The sequence below is a fragment of the Cupriavidus sp. 291-E7 genome (assembly GCF_057798835.1).
The window spans coordinates 14,538-34,483 of sequence record NZ_JBYOJV010000008.1 but is presented as its reverse complement, the minus strand read 5'-3'; the positions used below and the strand labels follow the sequence as shown (position 1 = coordinate 34,483).

Here is a 19,946-nt window from a genome sequence, read left to right as displayed (position 1 = left end):
AAATCGGGGTTAGGCAAGGCCTGAGCGTGATGGCGCGGTTTCAGGGCTGGACGTGCGCCCAGCCGCGCCTGCGGAGGGCATCCAGCGTCACCAGCGTGGCATCTACGGTCATGGCGCGGCCCGCCATGATAGCAAGCAATGCCTCCGGGTCGATATGCCGATGCTCAACGACTTCGCCATCGCGGTTGTGCGGCACGAAGTCCGGCGGCAGCGTCAGGTCATATACATACACGCGTTCCCACTGCACGCCTTCGGGAATTTCGCGCAGCACATCGATCACTCCGTGCGCTTCGGCACGGCTGGCCAGCGCGGCCGGAATGCCCGATTCCTCGTCGCATTCCCGCACCAGCGTTTCCAGCGGATCGCTGCCGGCGGGCATGCCGCCGGCCACGAGGTTGTCCCACATGCCAGGGTCCACGGCCTTGGCCGGGCTGCGCCGCGAAATCCAGAACGCCTGCTGCCCCTCGACGATGCCGTTCATGTGCGACGCAAACGTGAGCAGCCCCAGAAAGCGGGCCGCCGCGCGTTCGATCACCGCGTACGGCGTGGCATCGAGTGCCGGCGTCACCGCGAATAGTTCGTTGCGCCAGCCGCGCACGTGGCCGGCATCGGCCAGTTGCCGCGCCAGCGTGGCCAGCGCGGCGTTGCGCGACGCTACCGTGGCGCAGCCGGGCAACAGCGTGACGACGCCCTGCCCGTCCACCGGCCCGATCACATCGCCCATTGCATGGAGGATGCCGGCATGGCGGCGCGGCAGCCAGCCCACCTGCACGCCGTCCACCAGCAGCCGCAGATGCGCGGCGGGATCAAACGGACTGCGCGCGGCAACGCCGTCAATGACTTCGCTAACGATATCGGACATGGGCAATCAAATTCACCGTTACGGATGGACCGCATGACACCCACGCATTCCACGCAAACGCCGCAGTACGTACTGGCCCTGGACCAGGGTACCAGCAGCTCGCGCGCCATCCTGTTCGATCACGCCGGCAATGTGGTAAGGATCGCCCAGCGCGAATTCCGGCAATATTATCCGCATCCCGGCCACGTCGAGCACGACCCTTACGAAATCTGGCAATCGCAACTGGCCGTCGCGCACGAGGTACTGAGCGACGCCAATGTCAGTGGCTCGCAGCTGCGCGCCATCGGCATCACCAACCAGCGCGAAACCACGGTGCTGTGGGACCGCAAGACCGGCGAGCCGGTGGGCCGCGCGCTGGTCTGGCAAGACCGCCGCACCGCGCCGATGTGCGAGCAACTGCAGGCCGCCGGGCACGGCGACGCGTTTCAGAACAAGACCGGCCTGATCATCGACGCCTATTTCTCTGGCACCAAGCTGCGCTGGATGCTCGACAACTACGATGGCGCACGCGAACGCGCCGAGCGCGGCGAGCTGGCGTTCGGCACGGTGGATGCCTGGCTGATCTGGCAACTGACCGATGGCAAACGGCACGTGACCGACGTATCGAACGCCTCGCGCACCCTGCTGTTCAACATCCACGAATTCCGCTGGGACGACGAACTGCTCGGCGTTCTCGATATTCCGCGCAGCCTGCTGCCCGAAGTGGTGCCGTCCAGCGGCGAGGTCGCGCGCACGTCGGCACGCCTGTTCGGCGTGGAAGTGCCCATCGCGGGAATCGCCGGCGACCAGCAGGCCGCCACCTTCGGCCAGGCCTGCCTGCGGCCCGGCATGGCCAAGAACACCTACGGCACCGGCTGCTTCATCCTGATGAATACGGGCGACAAACCCGTGACCTCGCGGAACCGGCTGATCACGACCATCGGCTGGCAGATCGGCCAGAACACCCAGTACTGCCTGGAAGGCGGCGTGTTCATGGGCGGCGCCACGATCCAGTGGCTGCGCGACGGCCTCAAACTGATCCACAGTGCGCCGGAAGTGGAACCACTGGCGCGCCAATGTGAAGACACTGGCGGCGTGGTGCTGGTGCCCGCATTTGCAGGGCTTGGCGCACCGCACTGGGACCCTTTCGCGCGAGGCACGCTGGTCGGGATCACACGCGGGACCGGTGGTCCGCATATCGCCCGCGCGGCGCTGGAGTCAATCGCGCTGCAAAGCGTGGACGTGCTCGACGCCATGCAGAAGGATGCCGGCATCTCGCTGGCCGAACTGCGCGTCGATGGCGGTGCCTCGCGCAGCGACCTGCTGATGCAGATGCAGGCGGACCTGCTCGGCACACCGGTCGTGCGTCCGCGCGTCACGGAAACCACGGCGCTCGGCGCCGCCTACCTGGCGGGGCTGGCCACGGGCTACTGGACCGATCCCGAGGAAATCTCGCGCCAGTGGCAAGTGGAGCACCGCTTCGAGCCAAAGCTGTCGGCCGATGATCGCGCGCATCGTATCGCTCGCTGGCATCGCGCCGTGGACCGCGCGCGCGACTGGGCACGCGAAGACATCACACATTGAATCCGATTGCCTGAAGAACTCATGTCTATCTCCGTACCTCCGGTCCAGCCACCCTCACGGGCCGAACTGCTCGATACGCTGTCGCGCACCGCGCGCTGGGATGTGATTGTCATCGGCGGCGGCGCCACGGGCCTGGGCACGGCGCTCGACGCGGCCGCGCGTGGCTACCGCACCCTGCTGCTCGAAGCCGCCGACTTTGCCAAGGGCACGTCAAGCAAGGCCACCAAGCTCGTGCACGGCGGTGTGCGCTACCTGGCCCAGGGCAATATCAGCCTGGTGCGCGAGGCGCTGCACGAACGCGGCCTGCTCGCCCGCAATGCGCCGCATGTGGTGTGGCCGCTCGGCTTCGTGGTGCCGGCCTACCAGATGTTCGACCAGCCGTTCTACGGCATCGGCCTGAAGCTCTACGACATGCTCGCCGGCGGGCTGAACCTGTCGGGCAGCCGCTGGCTCAACCACCGCGAAACACTGGAAGCCGCGCCCACGCTGGCCGAGCATGTCGGGGGGCGTCCGCTGCGAGGCGGCAACCTCTATTTCGACGGCCAGTTCGACGATGCGCGACTGGCGATGGCCCTGATGCGCACGCTGTTCGACGTGGGCGGCACGGCGATCAACTACATGCGCGTGACGGGCCTGACGCAGCGCAACGGCGTCATCACCGGCCTCACGGCCGAGGATGCGCTCGGCACGGGCACCTTCCAGTTGTGCGCCGACTGCGTGATCAACGCCACCGGAGTGTGGGTCGATGCCGTGCGGCAGATGGAGGATGGCCAGGCCCGCACGATGGTGGCGCCCAGCCAGGGCGTGCACCTGACTCTTCCGCGCAGCTTCCTGCCCGGCGACCGCGCCATCCTGATCCCGAAAACCGACGACGGGCGCGTGCTGTTTCTGGTGCCCTGGAACGGCCATGTCATCGTTGGCACCACGGACACCCCGCGCAAGGACCTGCCGCTGGAGCCACGCGCCACAGGCGACGACGTCGACTTCATCCTGGAAACGGCGGCGCGCTACCTGGCCCGCGATCCGTCGCGAGCAGATGTCACCAGCGTCTGGGCAGGATTGCGTCCGCTGGTAAAGGCCACCGGGGAGGCGTCAACGGCCTCGCTGTCGCGCGAGCACACCATCCTGGTGTCGAAGGCGGGCCTGATCACCGTCACCGGCGGCAAGTGGACCACGTACCGGAAAATGGCGGAGGACGTGATCGAAACCGCGATCCAGCGCCAGATGCTGCGTGCCGCACCGTGCCGCACCGCCGAGCTGCCGCTGCACGGCGCCATCGGCATGCCGACGGACCTGCCGCCGGCCAATTCGGGATCGCCCGACCGCTATTACGGCGCGGACCTGCCCCTGGTGCGTGCGCTGCCAGGGGCCGACACCATGATCGTGCCGGCGTCGGGCCTGACCGAGGCGCATGTCCGCTTCGCGGCCCGGCACGAACTGGCCCGCCGCGTGGAAGACGTGCTGGGAAGGCGCAACCGCGCGCTGTTCCTCGACGCCCGGGCCGCGCTGGCCGGCGCCCCGCGCGTGGCGCAGATCCTGGCCGAGGAACTGGGCCAGGATGCCGCCTGGCAGGCGCGCGAACTGGAGGACTTTGGCGCGCTGGCCCGTGGATATATGCTCGATTAGGACAGACAGGCTCCCGTGGCGCGAGACTTCGGCGATAATGCCGGCTATCGCATCAGGGAGAACACCACATGGACGAGATTGACGATCTGTCCGATCTGCCGATGCCCCGGTTCATCTGGGGCTTCGCCATTACCGCCAGCAAGGGCGGCGAAGTCACGCACGACGAATTCGAGTACCTGACCCACACACGCAGCCCGCGCTTCACCTGCCGGGTCGTGGAACTCGAAGACATGCCCGCCGACAGCGAGGAGTCCGGCATCGACGGACGCATCGTCCACTACGACGAACCGGACCGTCTGTTCTACATCACCGATGCTGGCATGGCGCTGGTGAACTTCCAGATGTTCGACAAGCTGCCCGAAAAGGGCAAGCTCAAGAACGTCTGCGACGAAGCCATTGCCAACTGGATGTTGCGGCGCGAATTCCTCGACGACGAGGAAGACGAAGGCTGAAAAAAAACGCACCCTCGGGTGCGTTTTTTCTTTCTGCGGCTTCGGCTTTGGCTTGGGCCGAAGCACCAAACCTTTACCGATCCTTAACTTCGATCAGTCCGGACGCGACGCGCTCGATCTCGCAGTAGACCGGCATGGCGTCTAGCGGACCAGTGCAGCCTACGCCCGACGCCTGGTCGGCACTCGCGCCTGGCGGCAGGAATACGAAGGCCATGCCGGGCTGAAAGCCGGGATGACGCCGCAGGCTGTCGTTAAGGATGTCGAGATACTGCGAGCGCGAGAACACCTGCTTGGGCATGTCGGGACTCCGGATAGTCGGCTGTGCCCGGAAATCCTAGCATGGCCTCACGCCCGCACGGCACCGCGTCGTGAGACCGCGCCGCCTGATACGTGCCTCAGCACTCGCCCTTCTTTGCGTGTCCCGGCGGGCAGTGGTAGCCCTTGGGGCCCTTTCCATGATGGTCGTCATGGTCATAGTGGCCTTGATAGCGGTCGTAGTCCGGACCGCGATTCCAGCGCTCGGGCGTCATCACCCAGCCATTGCTGCCCTGCACCCAGCGCGGCGCCTCGTAGACGTAGCCCGGACGCCCGGTCACCCAGTGACCCTTCTTCCAGGCGTGCTTGCGATAGTGGTCATCCCACGACCAGTAGCCCGGTGCCCAGACATACCCGGCACGCGGCGCCGGCACGACCTCGTAGATGGGCGCCGGAGGCGGCGTGCCAATACCGATGCTGATATTGACCTGTGCCATCGCGGCGGGCGCGAAAGCCGCCGCGGACCAGAGCAGTGCGGCACCGGCAGCGGCGCGCAGGAAGGCTTGACGATTCAAGGTTGACCCCTTTCTCTTGTTGGATGGAATACGTCGACTAACGGGCAGCAGTGTACCCACCGGCCAAGCGGTGTGATGTAAGAAAGGGTATCGGAGCGTTACGGCCGGGCCGGTGGTCAGCGGTCAGTGGTCAGTGGTCAGTGGTCAGTGGTCAGTGGTCAGCCGCCATCGCTTTCAGTTCGGCGTCGCCGGCCACGCGCGCGGCGTCGGCGGTGGTGAAGGTGTCATCGGACACCATCGTGCGGCGGATCTGCTGCGCACTGAAATCCACCAGTGAGATGACCCATACATAGCGCCCGGCCTGGGGCGCGGTTTGCACAAAAGCCTTCAATTGCGGCCTGGATTCACTCGTCATGATGCTTCTCCGGTCAATATGACAACAAAGAGGACAAACAGGACAGACACGGGACAGCCTGGACAAGGCGCTGGCAGGTACGCACTGCCAAAAACTCTAGCACATCCGTCCGGCGCCCTCCCGCCGGCCTAGGGCATTTGGCCCGGATGCGGGCGCAGGCGTTTGTGACTACAGTTTTTTCAAATCCTGCCGACACTTTCATGGAGTCATTCACCCGCCATTTTCGCCGGCCCGACCTTTCCTTCGCCCGCTGCCCAATTGCCGCGCCTCGCGTCCCGCCCCTCTTCCCTCCTCCCTGCCATTCGCCGCCGTGCGCGCCTGGCGCTGCTGGTGCTGCTGGCTGCCGTGCTGCCTCCGGTGCCCGCGTGGGCGACCCCGGCCCCCTCCGCGCCCGTGCCTGCGTCCGCACCCGCCGTTGCCCCGGCATCGCGGCCCGATGCCGTCGCGCGCGTGGTGTTGAGCCTGCTCAGCTATGCGCGCTGGCCCAGCGAACGCGAAACGCTGCGTTTGTGCGTGGACAGTTCCGCCCGCTATGCCGGCAAGCTGATGGAAGGTGGCACGTTATCCACCGGGCGGCTCGTTGAAGCCCGCAGGGTCGACACCCTGTCAGAGGGGCTGGTGCCCGAGTGCGACGCCCTGTACCTCGGCACGATCAACGAGGCCCGCCGCCGCACGCTGACCACGTATTTCGTGGGCAAGCCGGTGCTGGTGATGGCGGAAGAGGATTTCGAGTGTGAGGGCGGCAGCATGTTCTGCCTGAATATCCGCGAGCACCAGGTGTCGTTCCGCATCAACCTCGATGCCATCGCACGCAGCGGCGTCCACATTCACCCCGGTGTGCTGCAACTGGGACGCCGCAAGGCGCCGGCGCCATGAACCTGCCCCGCCGCCGCGCCGCCCCTTCCTCCGCACAGCCCACCCGGCCCACGCTATATAGTGCGCTGCGCCGCATCCATCTGGGCGTAGCGCTGATCGCGGTGCTCACGGTAGGCATTTCGCTGACATTCCTGGGCCTGACCGCGCTGCGGGCCTACGCCGACCACAACCTGCGCCTGGTGGCGCGCTCCATTGCCTATACGGTCGAGGCGCCGGTCGTGTTCCGGGACGACGCCGCCACCGCCGACACCCTGGCGGCCATCGCCAGTGCCGAGGACGTGACCGCCGTCACCGTGTTCGACCGCGAGCATCAACTGCTGGCGTCGTGGCAGCGGCGTAGCCAGGGCCGCTTTCCGGCCCTGCGCGCGCTGGCTGGCGAACTGCTGACCTCGGGGCCGGTGGAGCAGCCGGTCATCCACGAGTCGCAGCAGGTGGGCAGCGTGCGTGTGTCCGGCGACCCCATCACCCTGCTGCACTTCCTGTTGAAAGGGGCCCTGGGACTGGTGGCCTGCCTGTTGCTGACGGCGGTGGGGGCGCACTACATGTCCAGCCGGATGCTGGCCAATATCGTCGATCCGCTGCGCAACCTGATGCGCGTGGCCCACGCGGTGCGCTCCGAGCGCGCCTTCGGCCAGCGCATGCCGCCAGCCAGGATCGAGGAACTCAACGACCTGTCCGAAGACTTCAATGTGCTGCTGGATGAACTGGAGGCATGGCAAAAGCAGCTACAGCACGAGAACCGTTCGCTGGCGCACCGCGCCACGCATGACAGCCTGACAGGATTGCTGAACCGTGCCGCGTTCACCGAAGCGCTCGACATTGCCGTGCGCTCGGCAGCGACCAGCAACTGCCATGCCGCCGTGCTCTATCTCGACAGTGACGACTTCAAAGGTATCAACGACCGCCACGGACACGCGGCTGGGGACGCCGTGCTGATCGGCATCGCCCAGCGCATCCGGGAGCGCCTGCGCGAAGCCGATTGCGTGGCGCGCCTGGGCGGTGACGAATTTGCCGTGCTGATCGCCGGGCTGCGCCGCCCCGAAGACGCGGTACATATCGCCGAAGACATTCTCGATGCGATGACCGAACCGATGGCCCTGCCCGACGGCACCGCCATCATGGCCCCGCTCAGCATCGGCCTGGCGGTATATCCCATCCACGCCAGAAATGGCACCGCCCTGCTGCACGCCGCGGACGCCGCGATGTATGGCGCCAAGCGCCAATCCGGCGCCACCTGGCGCAGCGCCGAGACCGCCCCGCCCGAACCCCACGCCTGACCGTCACCATGCCGAGGGTCGACACCGTCCGCCGCCTGCGCCTGCGCCACGCTGGCAAGGTGTTGAGTACGGTACTGGTGGCCTGGCTGATCGCGGCACTGGCCGGTTGCGCCACGGCACCCCAAGGCCGGCTCACCCCGGCCCAGATCACCGTACTCAAGAGCCAGGGCTTTGCGCTGACCGACAACGGCTGGGAACTGGGGTTGCCGGACAAGGTGCTGTTCGGCTTTGACGACGATACGATCGCGCCTGAGCGCCAGGCCTCGCTGACGCGCATGGGGCGCGTGCTCGTCGAAGCGGGCATCGAATCGCTGCGCATCGACGGCCACACTGACAACGCGGGTCCTATCGAGTACAACCGGCTGCTGTCGCTGCGCCGGGCCGAGGCCGTGGCTCGCGTGCTGGCCAGTTGCGGCTTTCCACCCGACCACCTGGAAGTGCGCGGGCTGGGAAAAACCCGACCGGTGGCTGACAATCGCACCGCCGCCGGCCGCGCCGAAAACCGGCGCGTCTCCATCATCGTCTCGGTCGATTAGCCCTGGCTGCCCGATACCGAAGAAACCCTCTAATTTCTGGCATACGCGGGTAGCGAACAGCGCCGGATATGACGCGGACGGCAGCCGCGCTCCGGAAGTGGGGTTGACGCCGTTGCAATTCCTGCACAAAGACCGGGCAAACCCTGCCCGTCGGCGGTAGGGATCGGGCTTACACTCGCGGGGGCGTGTGGTTGGACGGCTTTCGAGGGAGACTGCCGGGCGCACGCAACGAATTCCCAAAAATAAAGAGAAAGTCAGAAAGCATGCGTACCCAGGCGCTTGAGCAGGCGATCGATGCCGTGGTCGCGGTCAACGCACGCAACCAGGTCACCCTGTTCAACGGCGCCGCCGAAGCGCTGTGGGGAGTCCGACGATCGGCAGTGCTTGGGCAATGCGCCAGCACGCTGTCGCTCGGCGCGCTGAACACGCCAGGTGCCGGCAGCAAGGCCGAGGCCGCCCGCGCGATCGCCATCGCGCGATCCGACGGCACGGTGCGCAATGTCTGGCTCCATGCCACCGCCTTTTCGCCGCTCGATGGCGACACCGGCTCGGCCATGCAGTTTGCCGCCTTCCTGTGCGACCACCCGGATGGGCGTGGCGAAGCGCTAAGCCCGGCAGGGTTGCACATGTTGTCACTCTGCCTGGATCACGCCGAAAACCCGGTCATGATCACCGATGGCCGCGGCATCATCTGCCACGTGAACGGCGGCTTTGCCCGCCTGGTCGGCTACGCCAGGCATCAGGCGGTAGGCCGCCCGTGGCACGAATTGCTGAAGCCGCTCAATGCCCGCGCCGATGTGATCGACGCCCTGCTGGCGCCGCTGGCACAGGGCAAGCCCCTGCAGCATGAAACGCTGGTTGCCGACAAGGCGGGCCAGCCGCGCTGGCTGTCCATTGCCGTCAGTCCGATCATGACGACGGCGCCATCGGCCGGTGTGGTCAATACGGTGAGTGTGCTGACCGACATCACCGCCACCAAGGTGCGCGAGTCGATCCAGCACCGCACGCTCGAAGCGCTGGCGCGCGACCTGCCGACCAGCAAGATCATGGCCGACCTGTGCCGCAGCGTGGAACGCATGGCGCCCGGCGCCATTGCCTCCGTGATGCGCGTGGCCGACGGCCGCCTCAGGCATGTGGCGATGCCATCGGCCGCCCCAGGCGCCGTGGCCATCTTCGACGACATGCCGATCGGCCTGCAATCGGGTTCCTGTGGCGCTGCCGCCTTCCTGGGCAAGCCGGTGGCGGTCGGAGACATTTCCCGCGACCCCCGCTGGGAACCGCTGCGCGACGTGGCGCTGGCCGCCGGCCTGGCCGCCAGTTGGTCCACGCCGGTACGTGCCGCCAATGGCCGCGTGCTGGGAACGTTCGGCCTGTGCTTCACCGAACCCCGGCTGCCCGATGCGTTTCACGAAAACATCGTGGCCGTGGCGGCCGACCTCTGCGCGCTGGCGCTGACGCGCGACCAGACGCAGGAGCGCATTCATCGCCTGGCCTACTACGATGCACTGACCGGCCTGCCGAACCGGCAGTTGCTGCTGGCACGCGCCGACGATGCCGTGGCCCGCGCCAACGCCGATGGCGGGCCCCTGGCACTGCTGTTCATCGATCTCAACGATTTCAAGCGCGTCAACGACGTGCAGGGACATGGCGCGGGAGACCGCTTCCTGATTGAAGTGGCCACCCGTCTGCAGCACGTGGCGCAAGCCCGCCACGGGGACGCCACGGTGGGCCGCCTGTCCGGCGACGAATTCGCCGTGCTGCTGCCCGGCCACGCGCGCGATGCCGCCATCGCCGCCGCGCAAGACTTGTTGCAGGCGCTGACCGAACCGGTCAACGTCGCGCGCGGATTCAGTCTGTCGCCATCGGCCAGCATCGGCATCAGCCTGCTGAGCGAGCAGGCGCGCGACCGCGAGACCCTGTTGCACCACGCCGATCTGGCCGTCTACCAGGCCAAGCGCCAGCGGGTGGGCGAGCGCAGCAATCAGGTGTGCCTCTACGACTCCGCCCTGGCGCGCCGCCTTGGCGACCGCCGCACGCTCGAAGGCGAACTGCGCGAAGCCATCGCCGAGGGCAAGCTGCGCATGCACTACCAGCCACAGATCCACCTTGCCAGCGGCAATCTCTGGGCCGTGGAAGCGCTGGCGCGCTGGCCGCATCCGCGCCGCGGCGATGTGTCGCCGTCCGTATTCGTGCCGCTGGCCGAAGAATCGGGCCTGATCATCGCGCTGGGTTACTGGGCCGTGCGCGAAGCCTGCGCGCAACAGGCGCTATGGCGCAAGGCGGGCGCCGCCGTTCCGGCCATTTCGGTCAATCTGTCGCCGATCTGCATCCGCGACCCCGGGCTGCCCGACGTCGTGGCCCAGGCCCTGCACGCGCACGGGCTGCCGCCCGGCAGTCTGACCATCGAGATCACCGAAGGGGTCTTCCTGGAACACACGGCCGATGCGGAAACCACGATTGGCGCGCTGCGCAAGCTCGGCGTGCGCCTGTCGATCGACGACTTCGGAACGGGATTCTCAAGCCTGAGCCAACTCACGCGCCTGCCGGTGGAGGAAATCAAACTCGATCGGAGTTTTCTGCTGGATCTGGAAACCAGCGAGGCAACGCGCACGCTAGTGGAGGCCGTGATCCGCATCGGCCGCGCGCGCAATCTCAATGTGGTGGCCGAGGGGGTGACCAGCGCGTACCAGCGCCAGTTCCTGCAGGACCAGGGGTGCCACGTGGGGCAGGGATTCCTGTTTGCCCAGCCGTTGCCGGCCAAGGCCATTGAAGGCTGGCAACCTCAACCTGTCTGGCCGGGGTTGCCGTCCTGAGCCGCTGCCGGCGCGGCCATCAGTCGCCGAACGGGTTCGGCGCCTTGCTCATGGGATCGTCGACGAGATCGAATTCGTCGCGCACTTCGTCCACCACCGCGCGGATGGCGGCCTCGTAGCCACGCGCGTTGCCAAAGCGAGCCATGTCCCAGTTGCGGCCGCGTGCGTCCCGCTCATGAGGCATCGGGTCAGGCACCCGAACCCTTGCACCGTCGTCCGCGATCTCGTCGATGTTCTGAATCCGCCGGCTGACCTCTTCCTTGATCACACGCCGGCTGCGCTCGCGCTTGGACATGAGCAGCCTCCTATCGGTGGATTACCGCAGCGGCCATCCTAGCATGCGCTCAAGGCACCCGAGCGGTGTGATTACAGCGCCGCCTTGGCTGCCTGGTATGCCGCGTAGAGCCGCTGGAACACCGGCCCCGGCTTGCCGTTGCCTACCGCTTTGCCGTCGATCGTCACCACCGGCAGCAGCTCCTTGCTGGCCGACGAAATCAGTACTTCGTCGGCACCGAACACTTCGTCCCGGGTGATGCGGCGTGCCTCGAACGAGATTTCCATCGCGGCGCACAGCTCTTCCATCAGCCCGTAGCGGATGCCTTCGAGGATCAGGTTGTCCTTGGGCGGCGCAGCCACGCGCCCCTGCTTGACCACCCACACGTTCGATGCCGACGCTTCGGTCAGAAAGCCGTCGCGGAACTGGATGGCCTCGGTGACGCCGGCTTCCGCCGCCACCTGCGCCGCCAGCACGTTGCCCAGCAGCGACGTGGACTTGATCTGGCAATTGAGCCAGCGGCGGTCTTCCATCGTCACGCAGGCCACGCCCTGCTCCACGGACGCCGCGGGCGGCAGCGCCATCGGATTGGTCATGATCAGCACCGTCGGCGTGACTTCCTTCGGGAATGCGTGCGCACGCTTGGCCACGCCGCGCGTGACCTGCATGTAGACCATCTGGTCAGCCATGCCATTGGCCTTGACCACGCGATCGATCTGCGCCAGCCATTCCGTTTCGGTATGAGGATTGGGAATGCCGATGGCCGCCAGGCTGCGCGCCAGGCGGGCCAGGTGCTGCGCGCCGCGGAACGGCTTGCCGTTGTAGAGCGGAATCACCTCGTAGATGCCGTCGCCAAAGATAAACCCGCGATCGAGAACGGGAATGCGGGCTTCGGACAACGGGAGCAGTTCCCCGTTCAGCAGGACGACGGCTTCGGACATGACGGATTTCTCAAAAGGAAAGCTGAAAGCGATGGCCGATATTCTTTCACATGGCTCCGACTGCCTTTATGCAAATTCAGCATGTCCTACACGGCTAACCCTACCTCCGCGCCGGATGCAATTGAAAGTTTTTGGAGACCATCGCCGTTTGAATTGAATCTTTCTTAAATCACCCCGATCCGCCCGGAAAGCCTTGCTGCTGGCCGAAAGTGGCGTGCTATATTCGTCACGCACTTTTCCCTAGCGCAGTGTCCTATTGCGCGACATTCTCAGGGCATCCCGATATGACGGAATTCGTGTCAGGTCTGATACGTGGCTGCATGCGGATGGCTGTGATGGTGATAGCCGTCCTGCCGGCCCTGCTTTCACAGGAAGCTGTAGCCCAGGCCGTCCAGGTTGCCGTGCCGGCAGCCGCATCGGACGCAGCGGCACCGCCGCCGGGACGGGCACAATCGCTGACCTTTGCCCAGATGGGCGCCAATTACACGATCCCGCTGCGCGGCGTCGACCCGGACCGCACAGTCAACGTCGGCGTGCGGCTCGACGAAGTGGTGACGGCCGCGAAGCTCAAGCTCGTCTTCACGTACTCGCCTTCGCTGATCTATCCGCTTTCTCACCTGAAGATCCGGCTCAACGACGAAGTGGTGGCCACGCTGCCCCTGGACAAGGAGCACGCCGGTCAGCAGGTCTCGCGCGAGATCGATCTCGATCCGCGCTTCTTTACCGACTTCAATCGCATCAACGTGCAGATGATCGCGCACTACACGCTCGATCATTGCGAAGACCCCTATCACTCCAGCCTGTGGACCGACATCAGCCCTACCAGCACGCTGACGCTGACCAAGTCCACCGTCACGCTGCCCGATAACCTGGCGCTACTGCCGGCCCCGTTCTTCGACCGCCGCGACAATCGCCGCGTGACCGTGCCCTTCGTTCTGCCCGCCAACGCCGATCCGGTCACGTTGCGCGCCGCCGGCGTGGTGGCATCGTGGCTGGGCGCGCTGGCCAGCTACCGCGAGCTGCGCTTTCCGGTCACGCGCACCGCGCCCGCCGATGCGCATGCGATTGCGCTGGTGTTGCCCGGTGCACAGCCCGATGGTGTGCGCCTGGAGAAAATCGACGGCCCGACGGTCAGCGTGATGCCCAACCCCGCGAATCCGGCGCGCAAGCTGCTGGTGCTGGCCGGCCGCACCCCGCAGGAACTCGAAGTCGCCGCCAACGCGGTGGTGCTAGGCAAGGCCGGCATGGCCGGGGCCAGCACCACGGTGAAAGAGGTGGACCTTGGCAAGCCACGGCGCCCCTATGACGCGCCGGCGTGGGCGCCCGTGGACCGTCCGGTCATGTTCAAGGAACTGGTGACCGACCCGCAGCAGCTGCAGGTATCGGGCGCCAGCCCCGACGCCATTCGCGTGAACCTGAGAGTTCCCGCCGATCTGTTCGGCTGGAACGACCGCGCCGTGCCGATGAGCATGAAGTACCGCTACACGGCCCCGTCCACGTACAACGATTCGGTGCTGAGCATCGACGTGAACGACCAGCTCGTGCGCTCGTACCGGCTCAAGCCGCTGACCGTGCAGACCGACGAGAACCTGGTCAGTGTGCCGCTGCTGTCCGGCGGCAGCGCCAGCGTCAGCAACGAGGTACTGATTCCGGCATTCCGCGTCGGTAGCAATAACCAGATGCAGTTCCGCTTCCACATCGATTCGCAGAAGACCGGGCTGTGCTCGTCCACCGCCGCGAATGTGGCACGCGCCGCCGTGGACCCCGACTCGTCGATCGACTTCAGCGGTTTCCTGCATTACGCCGCGCTGCCGAACCTGGCGTACTTTGCCAACAGCGGCTACCCGTTCACGCGCATGGCCGACCTCGCGGATACCGCGGTCGTGATTCCAGACGCACCGACCACGATCGACCAGGAAGCGGTGCTGACCGTGCTGGGCCATATGGGCAAGTGGACCGGCCTGCCGTCGTTGCGCGTGAGCGTGACGCCGTCCCGGGCAATCGACTCCGTCAAGAATCATGACCTCGTCATCATCGGCACCGGCAGCGCCGCGCAGATCCTGCAGAAATGGGGCAAGTCGCTGCCGTTGCTGATCGAGCGCGGCAAGACTGAGATCGCGCTGCGCGACCAGCGCTCGCACGCCTGGTCCAACTGGCTCAGCGGTGCGGAGAGCGAGAACATTTCACCGGCGGGCCGCGCGATACTGGTCGCCGACGGACCGCTGGCCGCGCTGATCGGCTTCGAGTCGCCCTATGCGGAACGCCGCAGCGTGGTGGCGCTGACCGCCTCCAGCGACGATCGCGTGCGCGATGTGCTCGACGTGCTCGAAGATCCGGGCAAGGTCGCGCAGATTCGCGGCGACCTCACGGTGATCCGCCAGCGCGACCTCGAAGGTCTGCGCTTGGGCGAGACCTATTACGTGGGCAACCTGCCCTGGTACGCGCGACTCTGGATGCAGATGTCCGCCCACCCGGCGCTGCTTGCAATCGCCGGCATTCTGGCCGGGCTGCTGGTGGCGTTGACACTGTTCTGGGCGCTGGGCCGACTGGCGGCACGCCGCAGCGGAGGCTGACATGCGGCGGGCACGAGCCTGGCTGCTGCGCGTGTCGATACACTGCGCCGTCGCATGCGCGATGGGCGGCGTCACGCTGTCGGCCGTGGCTGCCGCCTGCCCGTGGCCCGATTGGGACGCCTTCCGGCGCACCGCGATCAGCCAGGACGGCCGCGTGATCGATGCCAGCACCGACCAGCTGGTTACGGTTTCCGAAGGCCAGTCCTATGCGCTGTTTTTCGCGCTGGCCGCCAATGACCGCGCCACCTTCGACAAACTGCTGACCTGGACCGAGAACAACCTGGCGCAGGGCGACCTGACATCGCACCTGCCCGCGTGGATCTGGGGCAAACGTACGGAAGGCGAGCACGCCGGCACCTGGGGCGTGATCGACGCGAACCCGGCTTCCGATGCCGACCTCTGGATTGCCTACGCACTGCTGGAGGCCGGCCGGCTGTGGAAAGAACGGCGCTATACGGCGCTCGGCACTCTGGTCGCGCGCCGCGCCCTGCGCGAGGAAACAGCCGCCCTGCCCGGCCTGGGCCGCACGTTACTGCCCGGCCCGGTCGGTTTTCATCCCGCACCCGATACCTGGCGCCTGAATCCAAGCTATGTGCCGCTACCGGTAATGCGCCGGCTGGCGGCGGTGCTCGGTGCGGAGGATAGCGGCTGGAAAACACTGGTCGACACCTCGGCGCGATTGATCGTCGATACCGCACCGAAAGGCTTTTCGCCGGACTGGGTCCTGTACCGGAAGGGCCGCGGCTTTCATCCGGACACCCAGACGCAGGCCGGCGGTTCGTACAACGCCATCCGCGTGTACCTGTGGGCCGGCATGACGGCGCCGCGCGATCCGCTGCGAACCTCCGTACTGCAGACCTTCCGGCCGATGGCCGACTACGTGGTGGCCAAGGGCTATCCACCCGAACGTGTCGATACGCAGGCGGGCAGCTTCGGCCCGAACGCCGGCAATGGTGGCTTTTCCGCTGCCGTGGCCCCGTATCTGGCGGCGCTGGGACTGACCGATGCGGCGCGTGCGCAGGCCCAGCGCGCGCGCGAACTCGCCACGCAGACGCCCCCCGGCTACTACAGCCAAGTGCTGTCGCTGTTCGGCCTCGGTCATCTCGACGGACACTTCCGCTTTGAAGCGGACGGCACGTTGGTGCCGGCCTGGGAATCCACATGCCCCGCAACGCGCTAGCCCCCACGCTGGCACTGTTGCTGGCCAGTTCCGCCATGCCTGCCTTCGCCGCGGACCCCGCCCCTTCCTCGCGCGCCACGCCCTCCGCCCAGATGGCGCAACTGCTGGCGTCCGCCCGGATGTGGGAAGCGAAAAATCGCGCCGATATGGCACGCGGCATTCTGGACAAGGCATTGCTGATCGATCCGAACCAGCCGGAAGCGCTGAAGCTGCTTGGCCTGATCGAAATCCGCTCGAACCGGCCGGCGGAAGCGGAAAAGCTGTTGAAGAAGCTGCAGGCCGTAGCCCCCGGCAGTGCCGCCACGCTCGAACTCGACGATGCTTACCGCATCGCCACGCGCGACAAGCGCGAGATGGCCAACATCCGCCTGCTGTCACGCAGCGGCAAGGACGAGGAAGCCGCGCAGCGGTTGCAGAAGCTGTTCCCGCGCGGCGCGCCGGGCGGCAGTCTGTCACGCGACTACTATCGCATCCTGTCCGGAACGCCCGATGGCCGCACGCGTGCCATCAGCGAACTGCGCCAGCGTATCCGCGCGAATCCCAATGACATGCAGCTCAAGCTGGCGCTTGGCGACCTGCTGACCGACCGGGCAGGCACTCGCCAGGAAGGGATCGCCCTGCTCTACGAAATCACGCAGCGGCCCGATGGCGACCGCGCCACTGCGCTCGACATCTGGCGGCGCACGCTGTATCGCGTCAACGATGATCCCGCCTACTACGTCTGGTTCGAGCGCTATCTGAAGGAAGTGCCCGATGACAAGACCGCGCAAGCGGCCGTCGCCGACCTGGGTAGCAAGGTGGCGGCACAAAAGAAACTGGAGGCCGATCCCGCTTACCAGGCTCGTCAGCGCGGACTTGCTCAACTGGAGCGCGGCCAGCTCAAGGACGCCGATATCGCATTGCAGAAGGCGTACCAGAAGCGCCGCGACGATGCGGAAGTGGTGGGCGGCCTGGGACTGGTGCGGCTGCGCGAAGGCCGGCACGACGAGGCGCGCGAACTGTTCACGCGCGCCAACCAGCTCGACCCGAGCAACAAATGGCGCGGCCTGATTGGCACCGCCACGTTCTGGGGCACCGTCGCCAAGGCCCGGGAAGCCAACCGCCAGGGAAAGCCGGCCGATGCCGAGCGCCTGGCACGGCAGGCGCTGACGCAGCAGCCCGGCAACGAAGATGCGCAGCATATCCTTGCCGAAGCGCTGATCGCGCAGAACCGGAACCAGGAAGCCGAAACACTGCTGCGGCAGATGCTGGCGCGGCCCAAGCCGGACATCGGCGCGCTGCGCATGCTCGTGGAAGTCCTGCAGAAGGAAGGCCGCGATGCCGAGGTGGAGCCGCTGATTGCAAGCCAGGCATCGCGCATGACTGGCTCCGCGGCCGAACTGCGCGCGATGCGTGCAGATCTGCTGTCGGTGCGTGCGGAGCAGTTGCTGGCCCAGCGGAAACGCAGCCCGGCCATCCGCGATCTAGAAGATGCCATCCGCCTGCGGCCAGACGACCCGTGGACGCGCTTCACGCTGGCACGCATCTATCGTGACCTGAATCTCCCCGCACTGGGCCGCAGCGTGATGGACGACGGTATGCGCGCGGCACCCAGCAACGACATGCGTTACGCCAGCGCGCTTTATCTGAATAGCGTGGACGATATCGACGCCGCTGCCACGATGCTGTCCGCCGTGCCGCAGGCCGAGCGCTCGGACAGCATGCAGGGACTGGCCCGCAATCTGGCCGCGCAAAAGCTGTTGCGCGATGCAAGGCTGCGTGTGGCGGAGGGGCGCGACGACGAAGCACGACGTCTGCTCGACCAGGCTGCCGTGGAAGCGCGCGACGATCCGCACATGCTGGCATCGATCGGCCGCGAATGGATCGCGCTGGGCGAGACCGACAAGGGCCTGCGCCTCGTCAGCGACTGGCTGGCCGCGCATCCGGAAGACGCTCACACCGATATCCGCCTGCGCTATGGCGAACTGCTGGCCGCCGCCGACCGCGACGACGAACTGCGCCAATGGATCGCCGACTCGACCGCCCTGCCCGGCCTCACACCCGAGCAACGCGCCGACTTCGCGGACCAGTCGTTGCGGCTGGCTCTGCGCGAAACGGACCGCCAGATCGAAGCAGGCGATCTCAAGCGCGCGCAGCAGGTGCTCTATGCGGTGCCGCCCGAACTGCAGACCGACCGGCGTTGGCTGCTGGAACTGGCCGACCTGCGACAGGCGGGCGGTGACTACAAGGGGGCGGCCGATGCCGCGCGCCAGGTGTTGGCCAAGCAACCGCATGATGCCGGTGCGCAGCTCACTCTGGCACGCCAATACGAACTGATGGGGCAAACCGGCCAGGCGCTCGACATCGTCCGCACGGTGCTGGCGGAAACACCGGAGGACGACATCGATACGCGGCTTTCCATCGCCCGTCGCTTCACCGCGATGCGGCACGAGGACGAAGCGGCGGAAGTCGTCGATGCGCTCGATGCCCGCTTTCCTGACCGTGCGGACATCACCGTGCAGCGCGGACGTATCGCGCAGTCGCGTGGCGACTTCAACGAGGCCGCGGATATCTATCGCTCCGCGCTACCGCTGGAGCAACGCGAAAGCGTGCTGCCCGGCCCCACCGGCACGCCCGCACAACGCGCGCTGGCCGGGCTCGAAGCGCGACGCCAGGGCGAGGTGGCCACGGCGGTCATGCAATCGAACAAGTCCGGAGACGATGGTATTTCGCGGCTGCATGCCACCGAGATTCCGCTCTACGTGCGCATCCCGCATGGCTACACGGGTCACGCGTTCTTCCACGCCGACACCGTCTTGCTGGACGCCGGCACGTTGCATGGCGGCGACCCGATCCGCAACCTGGCATTCGGCAAGATTCCCGCGCTCGGCAATGCCGGACTCGGCAACATCGGCCAGACCGACAAGGGCGTGGCACTGGCCGCGGGCTACGAATACGACGGGGCCTATAACAGCTGGCGCGCCGATATCGGCACCACGCCGCTGGGCTTTCTTGAAACCACGGTGGTGGGCGGCTTCCGCTATCGCGCGGATCTGGGCGTGCAGTCCGTGTCAGTGGACATCTCCCGCCGCGCGCAAACCAGCTCGCTGATCTCGTACGCGGGCGCGCGTGATCCGGTCACGGGCGAGCACTGGGGCGGCATCGTGCGCAATGGCGTACACCTGCGCTACGCGCGCGACGTGGGGCGTCTGGGCCTGTTTGCCGATGTCGGCGCGGGCCTCTACACTGGTGAGAACGTCAAGACCAACCGCGAAGTCACGCTTCGCACCGGGTTCGACGTGCCGGTCTACACGCAGCGCGACCAGCGCGTGACGAGTGGCCTGGTGTTGAACTGGTGGCACTACTCGGACAACCAGCGCTTCTACACATTCGGGCACGGCGGCTACTACAGTCCGCAGCGTTACGTCTCCGTCGGTGTTCCGCTGGACTGGACCGGCCGCTACGCGAAGTGGTCGTGGCGCCTGCTCGGTTCGGCGGGCTGGTCATGGACCTATGAAGATGCCGCGCCGTTTTTCCCCACGCGTCCCGACCTGCAGGCGCAGAGCGGCAACGCCACCTACGGCGGCGGATCGGGCGGTGGATTCAGCTATACGATCGGCGCAACCGTCGAATATACGTTCGCGCCGCACTGGGTAGTGGGCGCCGGATTCTCGATCGACCGTTCGCGCGACTATGCGCCGAATCGCGCTATGGCCTGGCTCCGCTACCTGTTCGACAAGCGACAGCTACCGGTGCCATTCCCGCCAACGCCGGTGCGGCCTTATTCGGCCTATTGAGCGGCACCATGA

General features: G+C 66.6%; 16 protein-coding genes. 10 read left to right on the top strand and 6 right to left on the bottom strand.

Translation table 11 applies throughout. The features are described 5' to 3' along the window. Positions 1–40: 40 nt before the first annotated feature. On the bottom strand, positions 41–862 hold the full coding sequence (locus AC3FLX_RS15495; protein WP_488697922.1) for an NUDIX hydrolase: 822 nt from the start codon (positions 860–862) through the stop codon (positions 41–43). A 24-nt stretch (positions 863–886) separates the two neighbouring features. Here AC3FLX_RS15495 and glpK point away from each other — a divergent pair, with 24 nt between their 5' ends. The 3 genes from glpK (at position 887) to AC3FLX_RS15480 (ending at position 4,503) form a co-directional block, all read left to right on the top strand. Then, entirely contained in the window at positions 887–2,425 is a 1,539-nt protein-coding gene (gene glpK, locus AC3FLX_RS15490; RefSeq protein WP_488697920.1) for a glycerol kinase GlpK, read from the top strand. A gap of 21 nt (positions 2,426–2,446) precedes the next feature. Beyond that, entirely contained in the window at positions 2,447–4,051 is a 1,605-nt protein-coding gene (locus AC3FLX_RS15485) for a glycerol-3-phosphate dehydrogenase/oxidase (protein WP_488697918.1), read from the top strand. 68 nt (positions 4,052–4,119) lie between these two features. Next, positions 4,120–4,503: a hypothetical protein gene (locus tag AC3FLX_RS15480; protein WP_488697916.1), complete on the top strand. Its 384-nt coding sequence runs from the start codon at positions 4,120–4,122 to the stop codon at positions 4,501–4,503. Positions 4,504–4,576: 73 nt separating this feature from the next. On the opposite strand, the gene AC3FLX_RS15475 is transcribed toward AC3FLX_RS15480, so the two are convergent. From AC3FLX_RS15475 to AC3FLX_RS15465, 3 genes are all read right to left on the bottom strand, one after another. Continuing rightward, positions 4,577–4,801, bottom strand: coding sequence for a hypothetical protein (locus AC3FLX_RS15475; RefSeq protein WP_488697914.1), 225 nt, complete (start codon positions 4,799–4,801; stop codon positions 4,577–4,579). A 97-nt stretch (positions 4,802–4,898) separates the two neighbouring features. Then, positions 4,899–5,255, bottom strand: coding sequence for a YXWGXW repeat-containing protein (locus AC3FLX_RS15470; RefSeq protein ID WP_488698363.1), 357 nt, complete (start codon positions 5,253–5,255; stop codon positions 4,899–4,901). A 229-nt stretch (positions 5,256–5,484) separates the two neighbouring features. Continuing rightward, a complete protein-coding gene (locus AC3FLX_RS15465) occupies positions 5,485–5,688 on the bottom strand; it encodes a hypothetical protein (RefSeq protein WP_488697913.1) in 204 nt (67 codons plus the stop codon). A gap of 330 nt (positions 5,689–6,018) precedes the next feature. Here AC3FLX_RS15465 and yfiR point away from each other — a divergent pair, with 330 nt between their 5' ends. The 4 genes from yfiR (at position 6,019) to AC3FLX_RS15445 (ending at position 11,190) form a co-directional block, all read left to right on the top strand. Next, the gene (gene yfiR, locus AC3FLX_RS15460) at positions 6,019–6,564 is read left to right on the top strand and encodes a regulatory sequestration protein YfiR (protein ID WP_488697912.1); all 546 of its coding nucleotides are present in this window, start codon (positions 6,019–6,021) and stop codon (positions 6,562–6,564) included. Beyond that, positions 6,561–7,841 (top strand): diguanylate cyclase DgcN/YfiN, encoded by a 1,281-nt coding sequence (gene dgcN / locus AC3FLX_RS15455; protein WP_488697910.1) that lies wholly within the window; start codon positions 6,561–6,563, stop codon positions 7,839–7,841. Before yfiR ends, dgcN begins: the two co-directional genes overlap by 4 nt. A gap of 8 nt (positions 7,842–7,849) precedes the next feature. Continuing rightward, positions 7,850–8,377: an outer membrane lipoprotein YfiB gene (yfiB, locus tag AC3FLX_RS15450; RefSeq protein WP_488697908.1), complete on the top strand. Its 528-nt coding sequence runs from the start codon at positions 7,850–7,852 to the stop codon at positions 8,375–8,377. A gap of 263 nt (positions 8,378–8,640) precedes the next feature. Further along, positions 8,641–11,190, top strand: a complete 2,550-nt coding sequence (locus tag AC3FLX_RS15445) for a sensor domain-containing protein (protein WP_488697906.1) — start codon at positions 8,641–8,643, stop codon at positions 11,188–11,190. A 19-nt stretch (positions 11,191–11,209) separates the two neighbouring features. Here AC3FLX_RS15445 and AC3FLX_RS15440 read toward each other — a convergent pair whose 3' ends face one another. Further along, positions 11,210–11,485 (bottom strand): hypothetical protein, encoded by a 276-nt coding sequence (locus AC3FLX_RS15440; RefSeq protein WP_488697904.1) that lies wholly within the window; start codon positions 11,483–11,485, stop codon positions 11,210–11,212. 71 nt (positions 11,486–11,556) lie between these two features. Beyond that, the gene (locus AC3FLX_RS15435) at positions 11,557–12,405 is read right to left on the bottom strand and encodes a D-amino acid aminotransferase (RefSeq protein WP_488697902.1); all 849 of its coding nucleotides are present in this window, start codon (positions 12,403–12,405) and stop codon (positions 11,557–11,559) included. Between the two features lie 326 nt (positions 12,406–12,731). On the opposite strand from AC3FLX_RS15435, the gene bcsB reads away from it, so the two are divergent. The 3 genes from bcsB to AC3FLX_RS15420 are packed head-to-tail and all read left to right on the top strand — an operon-like array spanning position 12,732 to position 19,934. Beyond that, the gene (gene bcsB / locus AC3FLX_RS15430) at positions 12,732–14,978 is read left to right on the top strand and encodes a cellulose biosynthesis cyclic di-GMP-binding regulatory protein BcsB (RefSeq protein ID WP_488698361.1); all 2,247 of its coding nucleotides are present in this window, start codon (positions 12,732–12,734) and stop codon (positions 14,976–14,978) included. 1 nt (position 14,979) lies between these two features. Next, positions 14,980–16,158 carry a cellulose synthase complex periplasmic endoglucanase BcsZ gene (gene bcsZ / locus AC3FLX_RS15425; RefSeq protein WP_488697900.1) on the top strand — a complete coding sequence of 393 codons (1,179 nt, stop codon included), beginning with the start codon at positions 14,980–14,982 and terminating at the stop codon, positions 16,156–16,158. Then, complete coding sequence (locus AC3FLX_RS15420; protein WP_488697898.1) at positions 16,140–19,934, top strand: cellulose synthase subunit BcsC-related outer membrane protein; 3,795 nt, start codon at positions 16,140–16,142, stop codon at positions 19,932–19,934. The genes bcsZ and AC3FLX_RS15420 overlap by 19 nt, the downstream gene beginning before the upstream one ends. The last annotated feature ends 12 nt before the right edge of the window (positions 19,935–19,946 follow it).

Excerpts from the sequence above, each read along its gene's own strand:
- AC3FLX_RS15420 (WP_488697898.1), top strand. The coding sequence starts at position 16,140 with ATGCCCCGCAACGCGCTAGCCCCCACGCTGGCACTGTTGCTGGCCAGT.
- bcsZ (WP_488697900.1), top strand. The coding sequence starts at position 14,980 with ATGCGGCGGGCACGAGCCTGGCTGCTGCGCGTGTCGATACACTGCGCC.
- AC3FLX_RS15480 (WP_488697916.1), top strand. The coding sequence starts at position 4,120 with ATGGACGAGATTGACGATCTGTCCGATCTGCCGATGCCCCGGTTCATC.
- yfiB (WP_488697908.1), top strand. The coding sequence starts at position 7,850 with ATGCCGAGGGTCGACACCGTCCGCCGCCTGCGCCTGCGCCACGCTGGC.
- bcsB (WP_488698361.1), top strand. The coding sequence starts at position 12,732 with ATGGCTGTGATGGTGATAGCCGTCCTGCCGGCCCTGCTTTCACAGGAA.
- AC3FLX_RS15445 (WP_488697906.1), top strand. The coding sequence starts at position 8,641 with ATGCGTACCCAGGCGCTTGAGCAGGCGATCGATGCCGTGGTCGCGGTC.
- AC3FLX_RS15470 (WP_488698363.1), bottom strand. The coding sequence starts at position 5,255 with ATGGCACAGGTCAATATCAGCATCGGTATTGGCACGCCGCCTCCGGCG.
- AC3FLX_RS15495 (WP_488697922.1), bottom strand. The coding sequence starts at position 862 with ATGTCCGATATCGTTAGCGAAGTCATTGACGGCGTTGCCGCGCGCAGT.
- AC3FLX_RS15465 (WP_488697913.1), bottom strand. The coding sequence starts at position 5,688 with ATGACGAGTGAATCCAGGCCGCAATTGAAGGCTTTTGTGCAAACCGCG.
- glpK (WP_488697920.1), top strand. The coding sequence starts at position 887 with ATGGACCGCATGACACCCACGCATTCCACGCAAACGCCGCAGTACGTA.
- AC3FLX_RS15475 (WP_488697914.1), bottom strand. The coding sequence starts at position 4,801 with ATGCCCAAGCAGGTGTTCTCGCGCTCGCAGTATCTCGACATCCTTAAC.
- AC3FLX_RS15435 (WP_488697902.1), bottom strand. The coding sequence starts at position 12,405 with ATGTCCGAAGCCGTCGTCCTGCTGAACGGGGAACTGCTCCCGTTGTCC.
- AC3FLX_RS15440 (WP_488697904.1), bottom strand. The coding sequence starts at position 11,485 with ATGTCCAAGCGCGAGCGCAGCCGGCGTGTGATCAAGGAAGAGGTCAGC.
- dgcN (WP_488697910.1), top strand. The coding sequence starts at position 6,561 with ATGAACCTGCCCCGCCGCCGCGCCGCCCCTTCCTCCGCACAGCCCACC.
- AC3FLX_RS15485 (WP_488697918.1), top strand. The coding sequence starts at position 2,447 with ATGTCTATCTCCGTACCTCCGGTCCAGCCACCCTCACGGGCCGAACTG.